19 protein-coding genes are annotated in these 16,863 nt (G+C 73.2%); 12 read left to right on the forward strand and 7 right to left on the reverse strand.

All coding sequences use genetic code 11. The features are described 5' to 3' along the window. Positions 1-180 precede the first annotated feature (180 nt). Positions 181-1,185 carry a GNAT family N-acetyltransferase gene (locus tag ACOTKD_RS17370; RefSeq protein WP_424889873.1) on the forward strand — a complete coding sequence of 335 codons (1,005 nt, stop codon included), beginning with the start codon at positions 181-183 and terminating at the stop codon, positions 1,183-1,185. Between the two features lie 36 nt (positions 1,186-1,221). Here ACOTKD_RS17370 and ACOTKD_RS17375 read toward each other — a convergent pair whose 3' ends face one another. Then, complete coding sequence (locus tag ACOTKD_RS17375; RefSeq protein WP_424889874.1) at positions 1,222-1,644, reverse strand: YybH family protein; 423 nt, start codon at positions 1,642-1,644, stop codon at positions 1,222-1,224. Positions 1,645-1,703: 59 nt separating this feature from the next. Between ACOTKD_RS17375 and ACOTKD_RS17380 the strand changes: the two genes are divergently transcribed. Together ACOTKD_RS17380 and ACOTKD_RS17385 are read left to right on the forward strand one after the other, a co-directional pair. Next, positions 1,704-2,180 carry a winged helix-turn-helix transcriptional regulator gene (locus ACOTKD_RS17380; protein ID WP_424889875.1) on the forward strand — a complete coding sequence of 159 codons (477 nt, stop codon included), beginning with the start codon at positions 1,704-1,706 and terminating at the stop codon, positions 2,178-2,180. Positions 2,181-2,324: 144 nt separating this feature from the next. Further along, a complete protein-coding gene (locus ACOTKD_RS17385) occupies positions 2,325-3,593 on the forward strand; it encodes a DUF2786 domain-containing protein (protein WP_424889876.1) in 1,269 nt (422 codons plus the stop codon). Positions 3,594-3,696: 103 nt separating this feature from the next. Here ACOTKD_RS17385 and ACOTKD_RS17390 read toward each other — a convergent pair whose 3' ends face one another. Continuing rightward, on the reverse strand, positions 3,697-4,548 hold the full coding sequence (locus tag ACOTKD_RS17390) for an AraC family transcriptional regulator (RefSeq protein WP_424889877.1): 852 nt from the start codon (positions 4,546-4,548) through the stop codon (positions 3,697-3,699). Positions 4,549-4,603: 55 nt separating this feature from the next. On the opposite strand from ACOTKD_RS17390, the gene ACOTKD_RS17395 reads away from it, so the two are divergent. The 4 genes from ACOTKD_RS17395 to ACOTKD_RS17410 all read left to right on the forward strand — a co-directional run bounded on the left by ACOTKD_RS17395 (position 4,604) and on the right by ACOTKD_RS17410 (position 6,945). Further along, entirely contained in the window at positions 4,604-5,167 is a 564-nt protein-coding gene (locus tag ACOTKD_RS17395) for a class I SAM-dependent methyltransferase (protein ID WP_424889878.1), read from the forward strand. Between the two features lie 26 nt (positions 5,168-5,193). After that, complete coding sequence (locus ACOTKD_RS17400; RefSeq protein ID WP_424889879.1) at positions 5,194-5,706, forward strand: hypothetical protein; 513 nt, start codon at positions 5,194-5,196, stop codon at positions 5,704-5,706. A 142-nt stretch (positions 5,707-5,848) separates the two neighbouring features. Beyond that, complete coding sequence (locus ACOTKD_RS17405) at positions 5,849-6,376, forward strand: hypothetical protein (protein ID WP_424889880.1); 528 nt, start codon at positions 5,849-5,851, stop codon at positions 6,374-6,376. 56 nt (positions 6,377-6,432) lie between these two features. Further along, the gene (locus ACOTKD_RS17410; protein WP_424889881.1) at positions 6,433-6,945 is read left to right on the forward strand and encodes a GNAT family N-acetyltransferase; all 513 of its coding nucleotides are present in this window, start codon (positions 6,433-6,435) and stop codon (positions 6,943-6,945) included. On the opposite strand, the gene ACOTKD_RS17415 is transcribed toward ACOTKD_RS17410, so the two are convergent. Both ACOTKD_RS17415 and ACOTKD_RS17420 read right to left on the reverse strand, forming a co-directional pair. After that, positions 6,942-7,988: a sulfotransferase family protein gene (locus ACOTKD_RS17415; protein WP_424889882.1), complete on the reverse strand. Its 1,047-nt coding sequence runs from the start codon at positions 7,986-7,988 to the stop codon at positions 6,942-6,944. The two genes, ACOTKD_RS17410 and ACOTKD_RS17415, sit on opposite strands and share 4 nt — an antisense overlap. A gap of 104 nt (positions 7,989-8,092) precedes the next feature. Continuing rightward, positions 8,093-8,305 carry a hypothetical protein gene (locus tag ACOTKD_RS17420; protein ID WP_424889883.1) on the reverse strand — a complete coding sequence of 71 codons (213 nt, stop codon included), beginning with the start codon at positions 8,303-8,305 and terminating at the stop codon, positions 8,093-8,095. A 549-nt stretch (positions 8,306-8,854) separates the two neighbouring features. Between ACOTKD_RS17420 and ACOTKD_RS17425 the strand changes: the two genes are divergently transcribed. Next, positions 8,855-9,367: an RICIN domain-containing protein gene (locus tag ACOTKD_RS17425; RefSeq protein ID WP_424889884.1), complete on the forward strand. Its 513-nt coding sequence runs from the start codon at positions 8,855-8,857 to the stop codon at positions 9,365-9,367. Between the two features lie 141 nt (positions 9,368-9,508). On the opposite strand, the gene msrA is transcribed toward ACOTKD_RS17425, so the two are convergent. Together msrA and ACOTKD_RS17435 are read right to left on the reverse strand one after the other, a co-directional pair. Continuing rightward, positions 9,509-10,168: a peptide-methionine (S)-S-oxide reductase MsrA gene (gene msrA, locus ACOTKD_RS17430; RefSeq protein ID WP_424889885.1), complete on the reverse strand. Its 660-nt coding sequence runs from the start codon at positions 10,166-10,168 to the stop codon at positions 9,509-9,511. A 34-nt stretch (positions 10,169-10,202) separates the two neighbouring features. Beyond that, positions 10,203-11,300 carry a hypothetical protein gene (locus ACOTKD_RS17435; RefSeq protein WP_424889886.1) on the reverse strand — a complete coding sequence of 366 codons (1,098 nt, stop codon included), beginning with the start codon at positions 11,298-11,300 and terminating at the stop codon, positions 10,203-10,205. Between the two features lie 131 nt (positions 11,301-11,431). Here ACOTKD_RS17435 and ACOTKD_RS17440 point away from each other — a divergent pair, with 131 nt between their 5' ends. Then, positions 11,432-12,577 (forward strand): cystathionine gamma-synthase, encoded by a 1,146-nt coding sequence (locus ACOTKD_RS17440; protein WP_106681197.1) that lies wholly within the window; start codon positions 11,432-11,434, stop codon positions 12,575-12,577. A gap of 101 nt (positions 12,578-12,678) precedes the next feature. On the opposite strand, the gene ACOTKD_RS17445 is transcribed toward ACOTKD_RS17440, so the two are convergent. Beyond that, positions 12,679-13,179 carry a MarR family winged helix-turn-helix transcriptional regulator gene (locus ACOTKD_RS17445; RefSeq protein WP_106677681.1) on the reverse strand — a complete coding sequence of 167 codons (501 nt, stop codon included), beginning with the start codon at positions 13,177-13,179 and terminating at the stop codon, positions 12,679-12,681. Positions 13,180-13,509: 330 nt separating this feature from the next. On the opposite strand from ACOTKD_RS17445, the gene ilvA reads away from it, so the two are divergent. From ilvA to ACOTKD_RS17460, 3 genes are all read left to right on the forward strand, one after another. Beyond that, positions 13,510-14,754, forward strand: a complete 1,245-nt coding sequence (ilvA, locus tag ACOTKD_RS17450) for a threonine ammonia-lyase (RefSeq protein WP_424889887.1) — start codon at positions 13,510-13,512, stop codon at positions 14,752-14,754. Between the two features lie 201 nt (positions 14,755-14,955). After that, positions 14,956-15,960, forward strand: coding sequence for an ATP-binding cassette domain-containing protein (locus ACOTKD_RS17455; RefSeq protein ID WP_424889888.1), 1,005 nt, complete (start codon positions 14,956-14,958; stop codon positions 15,958-15,960). Beyond that, positions 15,957-16,817 (forward strand): ABC transporter permease, encoded by an 861-nt coding sequence (locus ACOTKD_RS17460; protein WP_424889889.1) that lies wholly within the window; start codon positions 15,957-15,959, stop codon positions 16,815-16,817. Before ACOTKD_RS17455 ends, ACOTKD_RS17460 begins: the two co-directional genes overlap by 4 nt. Positions 16,818-16,863: the final 46 nt, after the last annotated feature.

Below are 16,863 nucleotides of genomic sequence, written 5' to 3' on the forward strand. Positions count from 1 at the left end.
GTGGCCCCCACGGGAGTGGGGGCCACCGCCCTGCGGTGTCTTACGCTCGTGCGATCGGCTCCGCTGAAAAGAATCCGCCGCAACGGCGCGCAGCCGCAACGTTGCGGACCGGCGGTGCCGTACCCGCACGAGCCGTAAATCCGCACGACAAGCGTCAGTGATCTCCGTACCGTGCGCAGGATGAGCGATCATCCGCGACCGGGCGTCGTCGAGCGCCTGAGCAGCACCCCTACCGAAGCCGAGACCGACGCCTGGCACGCCGTCGTCACCGCCGCCCACCGCCACGACATGCCGGCGGGGGTGCCCGGGCCGGGGCGGGTGGAGACGGCCGGGCAGCTGCGGGTGCCCGCGGCACGCAGCCGGATCGTCAAGCTGGCCGTCCCGTCACTGGACGGGGACGGCCCCGGATACGCCGGCGTCGCCCTCCTCCGGCTCTTCGACGACGAGGTGAACCGCAGGACCGCCTGGATCGGGCGGTTCGCCGTCCGGCCCGACCAGCGGCGCCGCGGCGTCGGAACCCTGCTGTGGCGGGAGATACAGGCGGTCCTGGAGCGCGAGCAGCGGGAGTCGGTGAGCCTGGAGCTGGAAATCGGCAGCGTGGGCGAGCAGTTCGCCAAGGACCGCGGGTTCACGTGCGGGCTGCAGCTCGTGCTGTACGTCCAGCGGATCGCCGACGAGACCGCCGCGCCCGAGCTCCCCGCCGGCTACCGCTTCGTGGCGTGGACCGGGGCCGTTCCCGCCGCCAACGCCGCCCTCTTCGCCGGGGTCCGCAACGCCATGGCCGACGCCCCCATGGGCGAACTCGACCAGCAGCCCATGCGGTGGGACGCGGAGAGCATCGCCGCCGCCCAGCGCGGGTTCGTGGAGCGCGGCGGGTTGCTGTACACCGTCACGGTCGCCGCGCCCGACGGCACGTACGCCGCCCTCACCGAGGTGGGCGTGCGCTCGCCCGGCGACCTGCGCGCCCAGCAGTACGAGACCGCCGTGGCCCCCGCCCACCGCGGCCTCGGCCTCGGACGGGCCGTCAAGCTCCGCATGCTGCAGCTGCTGCGCGCGCAGGAGGAGCCCGTACGGGAGATCTGCACGCACGTCGCCGACGACAACGGCCCGATGCGGTCGGTCAACAAGCTGCTCGGCTACCGGCCGGAGCGGTCCGTGGGGATCTTCCAGGCGCGGATGCCGTAGTTCCGGGTTTCCGGCACGGATGCCGTAGGAGCGCCTTCAGGCGCCGCGCGGGGCGGGCCCCGTGCCGAACGGGTTGTCCACGACGTAGCGCCAGCGGCCGTCCGGCCCGCGGCGCGCGATGTCCGTGGCCGTGGCCGCGACGCGCAGCGGCTGCCCGTCGGGGCCGGTGCCGTCGATCTCCCAGTCCACGACGAGCAGGGCGATGTCGCCGGCCGCGTAGACGTGGCGCGGCCGGACCGTGATCGGCAGGCCGAGGCCGAGGAAGCGGGCGTTGGCGCGGGCGATGCCCTCCGCCGTGGTCACCGGGCCGCCGGGCTCCGGAACGAACGTCGCGCCCCGTTCGTACACCTCTTGGACGGCCGCGGCGTCGCGCCCGTTGAAGCGCGCCGCGAAGACGTGCGGCAGCCGGTCGGGAGTGGTGGGGAGCGGTGGGTGGCTGCGGTCGGCGGTCGTGATCATGTGCGGGGTCGCCTCCTGGGTGGGCCGGTGATCCGGTGACGACCGTAGGAGACGCCTCCGTGACTCACCGAACGGAAAGCCGCGGGGCGGCCGCGCCCCGGCCCGGGCTGCCGGACGCGCCCCTGGCCGCCGTCACCGAGCCCACGCCCGGCTGCCCCGTGGAGATCGCCCTGGACGCCCTGCGCGGCCGCTGGACCACCCTCGTCGTCCGCGAGCTGCTGCGCGGCCCCGGGCCCCGCAGCTACTCCGAGCTCGCCGCCGCCCTCCCCGCGCTCTCCGACAAGGTCCTCGCCGACCGGCTGGCCCGCCTCGTGGACCGCGGAGTCGCCGAGCGGATCCGTACGGGCGGGTGGCCGCCGGCCGTCCGGTACGAACTCACGGCGCGCGGGTGGGCGCTGGGCCCGGTGCTGCAGGCCCTGTGGGACTGGGGTGAGGGATCGTGCCGGGAGGCGCCCGGGAGCTCCGCCCAAGGTTCGTCCGGAGGTTCCTCCGGGGGTTCGTCCGGAGGCTCCCCCCGACAGCCCGCGGAATGGTAGCCTCCGCCCGCTGACCTGGGCGGTAACCCCTGGTGCAGCAGGCGTCACGGACAATGGACCGTACCGGCGCCGCACCGGCACCGCATCGCGGTGATCCCGTCCGACGCGGTGATCCGTCATGCGTCATGCAAGGAAGAGAGTCCCGTGGCCGAACGCAGCAATCAGCAGAGCCGCCGGCAGGACCGGCAGGATCAGCAGGTCCGGCACGAGGACGCCGCCCTGCTGGAGACCGTCGAGGAGGCGCTCGCCTCCCTCCGCGCGCACGGCCCGGACACCCTCGACGACGCCCTCTACGCCGCCGCCTCCGCCCTGGCCGCCGCGCCCGCCGGCTGGGAGTCCCTCAGCCGCGCCGTCGTGCGCACCGCCTCGGCGACCGTACGGGGCTGCTGGGAGCGCGGCTGGCAGCCCGCCGACGTCATCCGGCTCGCCCGGCGGGAACTCGGCCCCGCCGAGGTGCGGTTCGCCGTCGCGGCGGTGGCCGCCGAGGCACGGCGGTACGCCTCCGACACCCTCGGCGCGCGCTGGACCGCGCAGCTGCGCGACCTCCAGGCGCGGGTGTGGTGGGACGACGACGAGGCCTTCCTGGAGGGCTTCGCGCAGCGCGAGCGCCTCAGCCGCTTCGAGACGGTCGCGTGCGCGCTCGCGGCACTGCGGCTGGCCGCCCGGCTGCCCCGGACGGGCGCGGTCGGGCCCCTGCCCGGCGCCGCGTACGCCCGGCCCGGCGCGCACGTCGAGCCGCGCGTCCTGGGCCGGATCCGCGGGCTGCTGGCCAAGGCCGAGTCCACGGACTTCCCCGAGGAGGCCGAGGCCCTCTCCGCCAAGGCCCAGGAGCTCATGGCCCGCCACTCCATGGACGAGGCGCTGCTGGCCGCCCACGCGGACGGGGCCGTCGGCGACGGGCCCGGAGCCTGCCGGATCGGCGTCGAGGGTCCGTACGAGTCGGCGAAGGCGCTGCTGCTGGACGCGGTGGCCGGTGCGAACCACTGCCAGGCGGTCTGGTCCGCCGACCACTGCTTCTCCACCGTCGTCGGCTTCGACGCCGACCTGGAGCTGGTGGAGCTCATGTACACGTCCCTGCTGGTCCAGGCCACCACCGCGATGAACCGGGCCGCCGACGCGCACCACGCGGGCGGGCGCTCGCGCCGCACCCGCGACTTCCGCGAGTCCTTCCTGATCGCCTACGCGTCCCGGATCAGCGAACGGCTCGCGGCGGCGGTGCGGGACGCGACCGCGGAGGCCGTCGCGCAGGAGGCGCGGCCCGAGGTGCTGCCGGTGCTCGCCGCGCGCGACCTCGCGGTCGGCGAGACCGCCGAGCGGCTCTTCCCGGAGACCACGTCGCACCGGCTGAGGGGGCGCGACGCGGACGGCTGGGCGCGGGGTGCGGAGGCGGCGGACGCGGCGGAGCTGGGCTGACGGGCGGAGCGGGGCTGACGGGGCGGGGGCCGGGCGGACGGGGCCGGGCTGACACCGGTTCACGGCCGGGGTTCCGCGGGCTTACGGCCGGGGTCCCGCCGGTTCACGGTTGGGGTTCCGCGGGGGCGAAGTAGGTGCCCGGCGGGACGCCCACGCCCCTGCGGAAGGCGGCCACGAACGCGCTCGGCGACCCGTAGCCGACGCGCCGCGCCACCGCCGAGACCGTCGCGCCCGCCGCCAGCATCGGCATCGCCGCCTGCAGCCGCAGCTGCGTGCGCCACTGCCCGAACGTCATGCCCGTACCGGCGGTGAAGGCCCGCGCGAGCGTCCGCGCGCTCGCGCCCACGACCGCGCCCCACTCCGCGAGCGTGCGCCCGTCCGAGGGGTCCGTACGGAGGGCCTCCGCGATGCGGCGGGCGCGGGGGTCGGCGGGCAGCGGCGCGCGGACGGTCGTCACGGAGACCGGGCGGAGGAGGTCGAGGACGACGTCCTCGGCGCGCTGCCGGGGCTCCGCGGTGAGGGAGGCGGTGTCCTGCGCCAGGTAGTTGATCAGCTCCCGCAAGAGGCCGGAGACGGGCACGACTTGGGGCTCGTCCCAGCTCAACGGGCAGCGTTCCGGCCAGAAGTAGAGGCTGCGCAGAAGCGCGGACGAGGTCGCGCCGGTGGAGTGCGGGAGGCCCGCCGGGATCCAGAGCGCGACCGTGGACGGCAGCACCCACGTACGGCCGGAGGCACGTACGGCGAGGACGCCGTGGGGCGCCCAGGCGAGCTGGTGGGCCGCGTGCTCGTGACGGCCGAACCACTCGCCGTCGTCGAGGGCGAAGCTGGCGACGGCGACGGCGGCGCCGGGAGGGGAGACGAGGTGGGGGAGCGGCCCTCGCCCCGCGAGCGGTCCGTTCCGCCGACCGCTCGGCTGTCTGCTCTCCTGCCCGTTCTTCTGTCCGTTCGGCGACATGAGTTGACCTCCTGGCCCGTATACGACACCACCACCCCCTTCCTAGCCTCGGTGCATGCCGATGAACCTCATCCACCGCCGCCTCTGCTCCTCCGACCGATGGTTCCGCGCGATCCGGGACGAACTCCTGCCCTGGGTCCTGGAGAACGTCCCGCTGGGCGAGGACTGCCTGGAGATCGGGCCGGGTTACGGGGCGACCACGCGGGTCCTGGTGCGCAAGGTGGAGAAGCTGAGCGTCGTGGAGTCGGACGCGTCGTACGCGGCCCGGCTGCGGCTGCTGTTCGGCGACCGCGTCGACGTCGTCTACGGGGACGGCGCCGACATCCCGCTGCCGGACGGGCGCTTCGACTCGGTCGCCTGCTTCACGATGCTCCACCACGTCCCGACGCTCACCGCACAGGACCGCCTCTTCGCCGAGGCCCACCGCGTGCTGCGCCCCGGCGGCGTCTTCACCGGCAGCGACGCCCTCAGCAACTGGGGCTTCCGGCTGATCCACGTCGGTGACACGTGCGTCCCGGTGCCGCCGGAGACGCTGGAGGCGCGGCTGCGGATGGCGGGGTTCGAGGAGTGCACGGTGACGGTGGGGAAGGGGAGTTTCCGCTTCGTGGCGCGGAAGTGAGGCGGCTGCGGGGCTAAGGTCGGTACGTGAGCGCCGCCATAGCCGCCATGGTCACCGCTGTCGTCGGTGTCCTCGGCACCCTCTTCGCCCCCTTGCTGTCCCAGCGGCTGGCGGAGCGTCAGCGCCACGTGGAGGCCGTGGCCGAGGCGGAGCGGCGCCGCTTCGAGGAGCGCCGGGCCGCTTACACGGCCATGAACCGCGCCTCACGGCAGTTCCACACCCTCCTCAAGGACACGCTGCACCGCCTGCGCGACGGCGTCTACGCCGACCAGGACCGCGCTCAACTGGAAGATGCCCGGCTCGACCACCGCGACCGGTACGCCGAGGCGCTGATGATCGTCCCGGAAGCGGTCATGATCGCGTCGCGCGACGTCAACCGCGTCCTCGCGGCGGCGGATGCGGCGGCGAAGCGGATCGACCGCGGCCGCGCCCTGGAGGGCGAGACTCCGGACAGTGTCCTCGTCGCGCTCAAGGAGGCGAAGCCCCGGCTGACGGAGATGCAGCAGGTGATGAGGCGGGACTTGGGCGTGGAGGACTGAGGACGATGACCTGCCGGGTGGTCGACGGGGGCGGGCGGAGACCGTAGAGCCGGCTCATGAGCTGCCCTGCGCGTGCCGCACAGGGGACGGCGCGCGCAGGGCCGCTGGTGGGGGGCTGCGGATGGGAGGCCACACTGGCGGGATGCCTCATGACGCCGACTTCGCCGCCCGCCTGACCGCCGCCACCGACTGGCTGGACGCCGCGATAGGGGCCCAGCAGGACGGCGACTGGAAGATGGACGACACGGAGCGGCGCGTCCTCGCCGACCTGATCGCCGCGACCAACGCGCTGCACGGCGGCAGCCTGCCGCCCCACACCGGGGACTCCCTGTACGTCCGCATCGGCCGCATCACCAACTGGGCCGGAGCCCTCCGCCTCGCCGCACGCGCCGGCGGCTGGGAGCTCTCCCCGGTGACGGGCCGGGACCCGTCGGCCCTCACCCGCCCCGCCGGCATGGCCGACCTGCTGTCCGGCATCTACGCGCTCGCCGAACAGGGCGAACGGTGGCAGGAACTCCTCCTGACCACGGTGCGCACCCTGCAGCGGGGGCAGCCGCTGATGCAGGAGATCAGGTCACGTCACCCGCGCCTTGAGAGCGAACTGGCGGCGGCCGAGGCCTTCTTCACGGGCCCGGGCTCGCTGGAGGACCTGCACCTCTTCTTCTACTGATTCTTCTCCTGATTCTTCTCCTGACTTCTCCTGAGCACGTCGTAAGGTTCCCGATCATGAACAACCTCACCTTCCGCCGCGCGGACGAGGACGACCTGACCGAACTGACCCGCCTCCGCGACGACGCCGCACGCTGGCAGATCGGCCGCGGCATCGACCAGTGGAAGCCGGGACAGCTCGGCGAGGACCACTTCCGGGCGCGCCTGGAGGACGGCGAGGTCTGGATGGCCACCGACGGCCCCGGCGGCCCCGTCGCCGGAGCGTGGGAGCTGTGGTGGGACGACCCGGCGGCCTGGGGTCCCCAGCCCCCGGTCGCCGGCTACGTCCACCGCCTCATGACCGACCGCCGCACCGCCCCGCCCGGCACCGGCCGCCACCTGCTCACCGAGGCCGAACGCCGCATCGCCGCCGCCGGCCGGGCCCTGTGCCGGCTGGACTGCCTGAGCAGCAACGCGCGGCTGCGCGACTACTACGAGGCGGCGGGCTACACGGTCGTCGGCGAACAGCGGGCGAAGAACGGCGGCCCGGGCAGCCCGTACGCGGTCACCCTCCTGGAGAAGCAGCTCTAGCCTGCGGCCGAGGACGGTCCGCCTGCCGCCTCCAGCACCCGCGTGCCGGGAGCGCACCGCCGGCGGAGCGCGGCGAGTTCAGCGGGCGGGAGCCGCAGCGAGGCGCCCCGGAGGCTTCCGTCGAGCATCGCGCACCCCGTGTCCAGCCATTGCGGCAGCGGCTCGACGCCGAAGAACGCCGCAATGCGGCTCAGCTGCCGGCGCGGTGCGTCGAGCAGCTCCTCGTACGCGAGCGGAATCCACTGTTCCTGGGGCAACCGGCCGAGGTGCGCCGCCGCCTCGGTGACGATCTGCGACCACAGGGCGCCGAACTCCACCACGGGAAGGGGCCGGTCCAGGACCAGCGCCGGATCGAACGGGACGCTCAGCAGGCCCGCCAGCTCCGGGGGCAGGGACCGCACCTGCTCCTCGGTCAGCACGTCGTCGGCATGCGCCGCACCCGTACGGGCCTGGATCTCGCGCCGCAGGAGGATGAGCCGGAAGCCCGGATGCCGGCTCATGGACAGCGCGCAGTCCGGCCCGTCGCGGAACATGTGCACGAACTTCGCCGCGGGGAACGCGGCGTGCAACTGCGGCACCCTGTGCCCCGAATAGCCGGAACGCTCGACCACGGCCGTCCGGCCGAACCGCGCGCACAGCACGTCGAACAACTCCTCATGGTGCTCGGGGGCCGTACGGCGCGGCCACGTGACGACCACCCCCTTGAGCTCCTCGAACAACCCGTCCGGGTCGTCCGTGAGATGAGGCAGCACCATGAGCGACAGCGCGGGGATCCCCGCGCCCTCATCCCGCCTCGCCGCGCGCGGGTGCAGGAACTCGGCCATCGGCATCCCGCTGCGGACCATGGAGTCGAAGGCGGGATGCGGATCCGCGACCAGCCGCCAGAACTCCGCCCCGTCGACGGGCCGGCCGGGCAACGCCCGTGTGCCGACCGACGCCCAGAACTCGTTGAGGCTGAGCACGTCCGGATGAGCCCGCACGATCCGGGACAGGACGGTGGAACCACTCCGCCCCGAACCGACGACAAACGTCACGCTGCGCATACCCCCGCCTACCCCCGATCCTCTCCGGGCACACGCCTGCCGGTCCTCGACCCCACCAGCGACCTGAGCCTCCTCCGCTGCCACTGACCGCCGGGGCGTCAGCGTCAGCGGCAGCCTTCTTGCGGTGGCGTTGCCTCCGCCGAGAGCGCAGTGCTGCGTTCAGCCAGAAGCTCGACACACTCCCGGAGCCCGGGTACCGGCGTGCCGGCGAGCTCCCGCATCGACACGATCGCCTGAATGTTCCGGCAACTGGTGATCAAGTCGTCGACCTCGGCACGCGCTTCGTCCGAGAGCCTGCCCCACAGAGATTCCGTCATCCCCGGATTGAACCAGCCGCCTCACCTCGGGCGCCGAACGGGGACAGGCGGGGTGCGGTTCCACTAGTCGAACTGCGCTGCCGGCGGGAGGCCGGACGCCGTACTGCCGCCGTCACGGATGCGCGAGCGTGAGGAGACCGTATCCGTAGACCGGGGGCCGCGTGAGAGCGGGCGACCGCCGTGACGCGGCTGAGCCAAGTGTCCGGCCGGCCCCGGTCGGTGGCGTCGCGGGCGCGGTCGAGACCGCGTACGGCAATCGGTCCACCGCATGGCGCAGGACCGCGTCGTCCCAGTACGAGCAGCAGCTCGGCACCCGGCTCAAGAAGACGGCCCCGGTCATTGCGGCCGGAGGGACGGGAACCGGTTGCCATCGCCGGGCGTTCCGCCGGCACGGTGATCCCGGCACCGGTGACGCCCTGTCCGAGAACGCCCAGGATCGTCCAAAAGGCTCCTCGCCCCATGCCGGACCATCCGGGACTTTGGCACCGGAGACCGCAGCCGGTCTCTCCGAGCACCACACCATGGGCATCAGCGAAGGAGCATCACATCATGGCGCGGAATCACGGCAAGCGTCTGTCCGCTCTCGCGGTCGGCGTCGTCTTCCTCATCGGGGGCGGCCTCGCAACGGCCGTCCCGGCCGAGGCCGAAGCCAGGCCCGGCGGCCAGTCCCTTGCCGCGAGCGGTGGCTACTTCGTCAACGTGGACAGCGCCAAGTGCCTGGACGCCGTGTGGAGCCACAGCAACGGCACCTCCGTGACCCAGTGGGACTGCTACGGCGGCGCGACCCAGCAATGGAGATGGAACGGCCAGGAGATAGTGAACATCGACAGCGGCAAGTGCCTGGACGCCGTGTGGAGCCACAACAACGGCACTGCCGTGACCCAGTGGGACTGCTACGGCGGCGCGACCCAGCTGTGGACGCTGCGGCAGGTGAACAACGGGTACGAAGTCGTGAACGTGGACAGCGGCAAGTGCCTGGACGCCGTGTGGAGCCGCACCAACGGCACCGTCGTGAACCAGTGGGACTGCTACGGCGGTGCCACCCAGCTCTGGCACGGCTGAAAATCCGCGTAGCGGCCGCCACCGGCCTGCAACCGGTGACGGCCGCCGCACGTGTCGCCCGACCCGGCCGTCACCTCTCCACCCCAGGAGCCGGCGGTGCCGAACCGGGCGTGCGGGTCGGCGAGGTGCCGTACGGGGAGGTCAGCCTTCGGCCTTCGCCACGCCGATCGGGCACGAGACGCCCGTGCCGCCGATGCCGCAGTAGCCCGACGGGTTCTTGTCCAAGTACTGCTGGTGGTAGGGCTCCGCAAAGTGGAACGGGCCCGCCGGGAGGATTTCCGTGGTGATGGGGCCGTAGCCCGAGCCCGTCAGGACCTGCTGGTAGGCGTCCCGGGAGGACTCGGCCGCCGACTGCTGGGCGGCGGAGTGGGTGTAGATCGCCGAGCGGTACTGCGTTCCGCGGTCGTTGCCCTGGCGGAAGCCCTGGGTGGGGTTGTGGGATTCCCAGAAGAGCTTCAGGAGCGTTCCGTACGAGACCTTCGCCGGGTCGAAGACCACGCGGACGGCCTCCGTGTGGCCCGTCAGGCCGCTGCAGACCTCCTCGTACGACGGGTGCGGCGTGTGGCCGCCCTGGTAGCCGACGAGGGTGGTCCAGACGCCCTCCGTCTGCCAGAACTTGCGTTCCGCGCCCCAGAAGCAGCCCAGGGCGAAGTCCGCCACCTCCAGGCCCGCGGGGTAGGGGCCGCCCAGGGGCGTGCCCAGGACCGTGTGGCGTTCCTGGAGGGGGAATTCCGGCTCCGGGCGGCCCTTCAGGGCCTCCTCCGGCGTGGGGAGGCGGGGTTCTCGGGTGGGGAAGAGCATGTTCAGGCCTCCGAATGTCGGTAGCAGCGCGGTTTTACAGCCAACGGTTCGCCGCTCCCGGCGATTCCCCGCCCGCCAGCGCCACCGCCCGGTACGCCGCGTACGCCGCGACCGGATCCGCCTCGTACGACCACGGGACCGCCCCGATGTGCCCGTCCACCCGGCGGAGCTGCTCGATCGCCTCCGGGTAGCGCTCGGCGTTGACCAGGAACCACACGAGCAGGTGGCGCACGTGCGGCAGGACGGGGTGGTCGGACGGGGCGTGGACGGCGGCGAACTGGGCCGCCTCGATCGCCCGGGTGACCACCTCGCTGCGGTAGAGGCCCTGGACGAGGTTCACGTCGGGCAGGTGGTCGTGGACGGCGAACAGCGGCAGCGCCGGCAGCAGGCTGCCCTTCGCCGCGCCCGCGGCCGCCCGCTGCGCGAAGGCGTCGGCCTGCTCGCGGGAGCCGTGCCACTTCGCGCTCCAGTAGCGCAGCGCGGCCAGGTGGGCGCCCATGTGCTGGGGGGCGCGGGAGGCGACCCGCTCCCACGCCGACTGGAACTCGGCCGCTCCCACGCCCATGCCGCGCGCCACGCCCAGCTCGACGATCAGCGGCACCACGTCCTCCGGGGCCAGCCGGGCGGCCTCCGCGCAGACCGTACGGGCCTCCTCCAGGATCATGCGGTAGTCCTGCGAGGACGGGTCGCGCAGGGCCTGCTGGACCAGGAACTCGGCCTGCACGGCCGCGCCGCCCGCGTCCTCCGGGGCGACCACCCGCCAGTGCCGCAGCCACAGGCCGCCCGTGCCCGGCGCGTCGGCCAGCTCGCGGACCGCCGCGCCCGCCAGCGTCTGCACGCGCTGCCAGCGCTGCTCCGGGTCGCGGGTGCGGGAGAGCAGCTCGGCGGCGGGCTTCCAGTCCTGCGTGCGGCGGGCCTCCTCGACGGCGCCCAGCAGCTCGGGGTCGGGGCCGGGCAGGCGGACGTCCAGCTGCTCGGGCGGCAGGAAGCCGTACGCGGCGGCAGCGTCGGCCGGGCCGGGGCCGGCAGGTCCGCCGGCCGGCACGGCGCGCGCCCGCCGGCGGCGCAGCGCGGGCCCGGCGAGGACGGCGCCGATCGCGACGACGGCCAGCATGATGAGCAGAAACTCCATGAGCGGTCCTGAACGTGGATGGGGCAGCGTACGGCTATGTGAGGAACAACGCGCGGGATCCGCGGATCGTTCATCCTGCGGTTACAAGTGAACACGGGTGTTCGGGTGTGCGGAGTACTAGGCTCGGGAAAATGAGCGATCAGCATGCCTTCGAAACCCTGGCCATCCACGCCGGGCAGGAGCCGGACCCGCTGACCGGGGCCGTCGTGCCGCCGATCTACCAGGTGTCCACGTACAAGCAGGACGGGGTCGGCGGCCTGCGCGGCGGCTACGAGTACAGCCGCAGCGCCAACCCGACCCGTACCGCTCTCGAGGAGAACCTGGCGGCGCTGGAGGGCGGTGTCCGCGGCCTGGCGTTCGCGTCCGGCCTGGCCGCCGAGGACACCCTGCTGCGTACGCTCCTGGCGCCCGGTGACCACGTGGTCATCCCGAACGACGCCTACGGCGGCACGTTCCGCCTCTTCGCCAAGGTGATCAGCCGCTGGGGCGTGGAGTGGTCGGTCGCCGACACCTCCGACCCGGCCGCCGTGCGCGCGGCCCTGCGGCCCTCGACCAAGGCGATCTGGGTCGAGACCCCGTCGAACCCGCTGCTGGGCATCAGCGACATCGCCGCCCTCGCCGAGGTCGCGCACTCGGCCGGGGTCCGCCTGGTCATCGACAACACCTTCGCGAGCCCGTACCTGCAGCAGCCGCTCGCGCTCGGCGCGGACGTCGTCGTGCACTCCACGACCAAGTACATGGGCGGCCACTCCGACGTCGTGGGCGGCGCGCTGATCACCGCGGACGCGGGCCTCGCCGAGGAGCTCGCCTACCACCAGAACGCGATGGGCGCCGTCGCCGGCCCCTTCGACTCCTGGCTGACGCTGCGCGGCATCAAGACCCTCGCCGTGCGCATGGACCGGCACAGCGCCAACGCCGAGCGCGTGGCCGAGCTGCTCGTCTCCCACCCCAAGGTCACCCAGGTCTACTACCCGGGCCTGCCCGAGCACCCGCTGCACGAGGTCGCCGCCAAGCAGATGAAGGCCTTCGGCGGCATGGTGTCGTTCCGCGTGGCCGGCGGCCAGGAGCAGGCCGTCGAGATCTGCAACCGCACCGAGGTGTTCACCCTCGGCGAGTCCCTCGGCGGCGTGGAGTCGCTGATCGAGCACCCGGGCCTGATGACGCACGCGTCGACCGCCGGGTCCCAGCTGGAGGTCCCCGCGGACCTGGTCCGCCTGTCGGTGGGCATCGAGTCCGTCGACGACCTGCTCGCCGACCTCACGCAGGCGCTGGGCTAGCCGCCAGCCCTTCGCTTTTCCCCTGCGCCGGGCAGGCCGCATATCGCGGCCCGCCCGGCGCAGTGCGTTTCAGTGCGTTTCAGCCGTTTCGGTGCCTGCGGTCAGGCCGTCGGCGTCACCGGCGGCAGGGCGTTGTGCACCTCGGACAGCGCGGTGTTGAAGCGCGTGAGCAGCGAGCAGAACGCGTCCCGCTCGTCCTCGCTCCAGCCGTCCGTCACCAGCGCCATCAGCGCGCGCCGCGAGGCCCGCACCTCCTCCAGGCGCGCCTTGCCGCGCGGGGAGAGCTGGAGGACCACGGCACGGCCGTCCTCGGGGTGCGAGGTGCGCTTGACCAGGCCGGTGTCGACCAGCGGCGCCACCTGGCGGGTGACGGTCGAGGAGTCGATGCCCATGCCGGCGGCGAGCGCCTTGACGCCCATCGGGCCTTCCTGGTCGAGGCGGTTGAGCAGCAGATAAGCGGCGCGGTCCATCGAGTTGCGGACCTGTCCCACGCCGCCGAGCCGCGTCTGCTCGGCGCGGCGTGCGAAGACGGCAACCTGGTGCTGGAGCGCGTCGAGGACACCTGGGGCGATGTCGGTCGTCATGTCCGAAGGGGTGGGCATGGCCTGGGGCTCACTTCGTGCGTCGGGCAGGGAAGATTGGGGGACAGAGTACGCGGCCCGGAGGGCCCCTGGGCCGGTGGCGGACAATCCGCTGGAGCGGTGCCTGACAATCCGCTCGGTATGCATGGATATGCACTGCGATGCGCACCGGAATCGGCCGGACGATATGCGTCGGCCACGACGGTCGTTACGTAAGGTCGTTACGTAAACGAGCCGCAAGCGAGCTGAAACCGGGTCCGAGGCGATCTCCGCAACGAGCCGCGGAGGCCCGGTGGAGCCGGGCGCCCGGGGCCGTACGCGGGCCGCCCGCCCGGCTGCCACACTGGCCTCATGGCCGTACGCGCGGCGGACCGGCCCGTCCTGCCCGCCGTCCCCGCTGTCACCCTCGACGACGTCCTGCGCGCCCGGAAGGTCCTCGCGGGCGTCACCCGCGTCACGGCCCTGGAAGGCAGCCGCCACCTCTCCGGCCTGATCGGCGCCCCCGTCCACCTCAAGTGCGAGAACCTCCAGCGGACCGGTTCCTTCAAGGTCCGCGGCGCGTACACCCGCATCGCCGGGCTGCCGGAGGGGGAGCGCGCGGCGGGGGTCGTGGCCGCCAGCGCGGGCAACCATGCGCAGGGCGTGGCCCTGGCGGCCGCGCTCCTGGGCGTGCGCGCCACGGTGTTCATGCCGGTGAGCGCGCCCCTGCCGAAGGCCGCCGCGACCCGCGCGTACGGCGCCGAGGTGCGCCTGCACGGGCAGGTCCTGGACGAGGCGCTGTCCGCGGCCCGGCAGTACGCCCGCGCGACGGGCGCGGTCTTCGTTCACCCTTTCGACCACCCGGACGTCATCGCCGGTCAGGGCACCGTCGGCCTGGAGATCCTGGAGCAGTGCCCCGAGGTGCGCACGATCGTGGTGGCCATGGGCGGCGGCGGGCTCGCGGCCGGGATCGCGACCGCGGTCAAGGCGCTGCGGCCGGACGTCCGGATCGTGGGCGTGCAGGCGGCGGGCGCGGCCGCGTACCCGCCGTCGCTGGCCGCCGGCCGGCCCGTGGCGGTCGCGGAGCCGGTGACGATGGCCGACGGCATCCGGGTAGGCCGCCCCGGGGACGTGCCCTTCGGCATCGTCCGGGAGCTGGTCGAGGGGGTCCGTACGGTCTCCGAGGACGCCCTCGCCGGGGCGCTGCTGCTCTGCCTGGAGCGGGCCAAGATGGTCGTGGAACCGGCCGGCGCGGGCCCGGTGGCGGCGCTGCTGAGCGAACCCGACTCGTTCGAGGGACCCCTGGTCGCCGTGTTGTCGGGCGGCAACGTCGACCCTCTGCTGCTGCAGCGCGTCCTGCGGCACGGGATGGCGGCGGCGGGCCGCTACCTGAGCCTGCGGCTGCGGCTGACCGACCGGCCGGGGGCGCTCGCCGCGCTGCTGGAAGTGCTCTCCGCGGCCGACGCGAACGTGCTGGACGTCGGCCACGTCCGCACCGACCCGAGGCTCGGCCTGGCCGAGGCGGAGGTGGAGCTGCACCTGGAGACGAAGGGGCCCGCGCACTGCGACGAGGTGGCGGCGGCGCTGCGGGAGGCGGGGTACCGGGTGGCCGGGTGAGAGTGCTGCGCCGCCACCGGCTTCGACGGCCCTACGCGGTTCGACTGCCCCGCGGGAAAAGGGGGTTGCCTTTCCGTGCCCTGCGCGAATTGACTGCCTTGCCCGTGTTTCCCTCCACAAGTGGGGAACCGCATTCACAGGGCGGGATCACACCACCGAACGTAAAATCAGGTAATACGTCACCCAGCGGGGAGAACTTCCATGCCAGGCGCCATTTACGCCGAAGGCCTGGTGAAGACCTTCGGCGACGTCAGAGCTCTGGACGGCGTCGATCTCGACGTACCGGAAGGAACCGTTCTAGGACTGCTCGGCCCCAACGGCGCCGGCAAGACCACGGCGGTACGCGTCCTCACCACGCTCATCAAACCCGACAGCGGCTCCGCCTCCGTGGCGGGCATCGACGTCCTCAGAAAGCCCGACGAGGTCCGGCGCTCCATCGGCCTCTCGGGGCAGTTCGCCGCCGTCGACGAATACCTGACGGGGCGTGAGAACCTGCGGATGGTCGGCCAGCTCTACCAGATGTCCGCCCGTGACGCGAAGGCGCGGGCCGGCGAGCTGCTGGAGCGCTTCGACCTCGCCGACGCCGCCGACCGCATCGCCAAGACCTACTCCGGCGGCATGCGCCGCCGCCTCGACCTCGCCGCCGCCCTCGTCGTCAGCCCGCCCGTGATGTTCATGGACGAGCCCACCACCGGCCTCGACCCGCGCAACCGGCAGGCCCTGTGGGAGGTCATCCAGGAGCTGGTGGCCGGCGGCACCACCCTCCTGCTCACCACGCAGTACCTGGAGGAGGCCGACCACCTCGCGCACGACATCTGCGTGGTCGACCACGGCCGGGTCATCGCCCGCGGCACCTCCGACCAGCTCAAGGCCCGCACGGGCGGCGAGCGCGTCGAGGTCGTCGTGCGCAGCCCCGAGCACATCGCCTCCGCCGACGCGGTCCTGCGCGGCTTCGGCAAGGGCGCGTCCTCGGTCGAGCAGCACACCCGCAGGGTGACCGTGCCGGTCTCCGGCGGCGCGAAGCTGCTCGCCGAGGTCATCCGGGAGCTCGACGGCCGCGGGATCGAGATCGACGACATCGCCCTGCGCCGCCCGACCCTGGACGACGTCTTCATCTCGCTCACCGGGCACGCCGCGGAGGCGGGCGCCGACGAGGCGGCCGGGCCGGCCGGGGAATCCGGCGCGCAGCAGGAGGTCACGGCATGAGCGTCATCGGAAGCCCCGCCTCCAGGGCCGCCGCCCTCCGTGTCCACGGCGGCATCGGCCGCTCCGTGCGCGACTCCCTCGTGGTCGCCAAGCGCAACCTGATCCGGATGATCCGCATCCCCGAGGTGGTCATCTTCGGGCTGATCCAGCCGATCATGTTCGTGGTGCTGTTCAGCTACGTCTTCGGCGGCTCGATCACCGTCGGCGGCAGCACGGACCCGAGCACCTACCGCGAGTTCCTGATGGCGGGCATCTTCGCCCAGACGGTCACCTTCGCCACGGCCGGCGCCGGGGCGGGCATCGCCGACGACATGCACAAGGGGCTCATCGACCGCTTCCGGTCCCTGCCCATGGCCCGCGGCGCCGTCCTCACCGGCCGCACGCTCGCCGACCTCGTCCAGACCACGCTCACGCTCGTGGTGCTGGCGATCGTGGCCGTGATCGTCGGCTGGCGGATCCACGAGGGCGTCCTGGCGGCCCTCGGCGGCTTCGCGCTGCTGCTCCTGCTCGGCTACGCCTTCTCCTGGATCGGCGCGCTGATCGGGCTGTCGGTGCGCACCCCGGAGGCGGCCACCTCGGGCGGGCTGATCTGGCTCTTCCCGCTCACCTTCATCTCCAACGCCTTCGTGCCCGCTGACAACATGCCCACCGTGCTGCGCACCATCGCCGAGTGGAACCCCTTCAGCGCGACCGTGCAGGCGGCCCGGGAGCTCTTCGGCAACCTGCCGGCGGGCTATCCCGTGCCGTCGGCGTGGCCGATGCAGCACCCGGTGTGGGCGTCGCTGATCTGGTCGGTGCTGATCATCGGGCTGTTCCGGACGCTGGCGGTGCGGAAGTTCCGGTCGGCGACGGCCTGAGCGCGGCGGACGGCCCCGGGCACGGCGAAGGCCCTCCCGCCCCTGG

The sequence above is a fragment of the Streptomyces sp. XH2 genome, assembly GCF_049725035.1.
Classification (GTDB): Bacteria; Actinomycetota; Actinomycetes; order Streptomycetales; family Streptomycetaceae; genus Streptomyces; species Streptomyces roseoverticillatus.

What these genes read in the sequence shown, in the direction of transcription:
- ACOTKD_RS17370 (WP_424889873.1), top strand. Translation starts at nt 181, where the DNA reads ATGAGCGATCATCCGCGACCGGGCGTCGTCGAGCGCCTGAGCAGCACC.
- ACOTKD_RS17375 (WP_424889874.1), bottom strand. Translation starts at nt 1,644, where the DNA reads ATGATCACGACCGCCGACCGCAGCCACCCACCGCTCCCCACCACTCCC.
- ACOTKD_RS17390 (WP_424889877.1), bottom strand. Translation starts at nt 4,548, where the DNA reads ATGTCGCCGAACGGACAGAAGAACGGGCAGGAGAGCAGACAGCCGAGC.
- ACOTKD_RS17395 (WP_424889878.1), top strand. Translation starts at nt 4,604, where the DNA reads ATGCCGATGAACCTCATCCACCGCCGCCTCTGCTCCTCCGACCGATGG.
- ACOTKD_RS17405 (WP_424889880.1), top strand. Translation starts at nt 5,849, where the DNA reads ATGCCTCATGACGCCGACTTCGCCGCCCGCCTGACCGCCGCCACCGAC.
- ACOTKD_RS17410 (WP_424889881.1), top strand. Translation starts at nt 6,433, where the DNA reads ATGAACAACCTCACCTTCCGCCGCGCGGACGAGGACGACCTGACCGAA.
- ACOTKD_RS17415 (WP_424889882.1), bottom strand. Translation starts at nt 7,988, where the DNA reads ATGCGCAGCGTGACGTTTGTCGTCGGTTCGGGGCGGAGTGGTTCCACC.
- ACOTKD_RS17420 (WP_424889883.1), bottom strand. Translation starts at nt 8,305, where the DNA reads ATGACGGAATCTCTGTGGGGCAGGCTCTCGGACGAAGCGCGTGCCGAG.
- ACOTKD_RS17425 (WP_424889884.1), top strand. Translation starts at nt 8,855, where the DNA reads ATGGCGCGGAATCACGGCAAGCGTCTGTCCGCTCTCGCGGTCGGCGTC.
- msrA (WP_424889885.1), bottom strand. Translation starts at nt 10,168, where the DNA reads ATGCTCTTCCCCACCCGAGAACCCCGCCTCCCCACGCCGGAGGAGGCC.
- ACOTKD_RS17435 (WP_424889886.1), bottom strand. Translation starts at nt 11,300, where the DNA reads ATGGAGTTTCTGCTCATCATGCTGGCCGTCGTCGCGATCGGCGCCGTC.
- ACOTKD_RS17440 (WP_106681197.1), top strand. Translation starts at nt 11,432, where the DNA reads ATGAGCGATCAGCATGCCTTCGAAACCCTGGCCATCCACGCCGGGCAG.
- ACOTKD_RS17445 (WP_106677681.1), bottom strand. Translation starts at nt 13,179, where the DNA reads ATGCCCACCCCTTCGGACATGACGACCGACATCGCCCCAGGTGTCCTC.
- ilvA (WP_424889887.1), top strand. Translation starts at nt 13,510, where the DNA reads ATGGCCGTACGCGCGGCGGACCGGCCCGTCCTGCCCGCCGTCCCCGCT.
- ACOTKD_RS17455 (WP_424889888.1), top strand. Translation starts at nt 14,956, where the DNA reads ATGCCAGGCGCCATTTACGCCGAAGGCCTGGTGAAGACCTTCGGCGAC.
- ACOTKD_RS17460 (WP_424889889.1), top strand. Translation starts at nt 15,957, where the DNA reads ATGAGCGTCATCGGAAGCCCCGCCTCCAGGGCCGCCGCCCTCCGTGTC.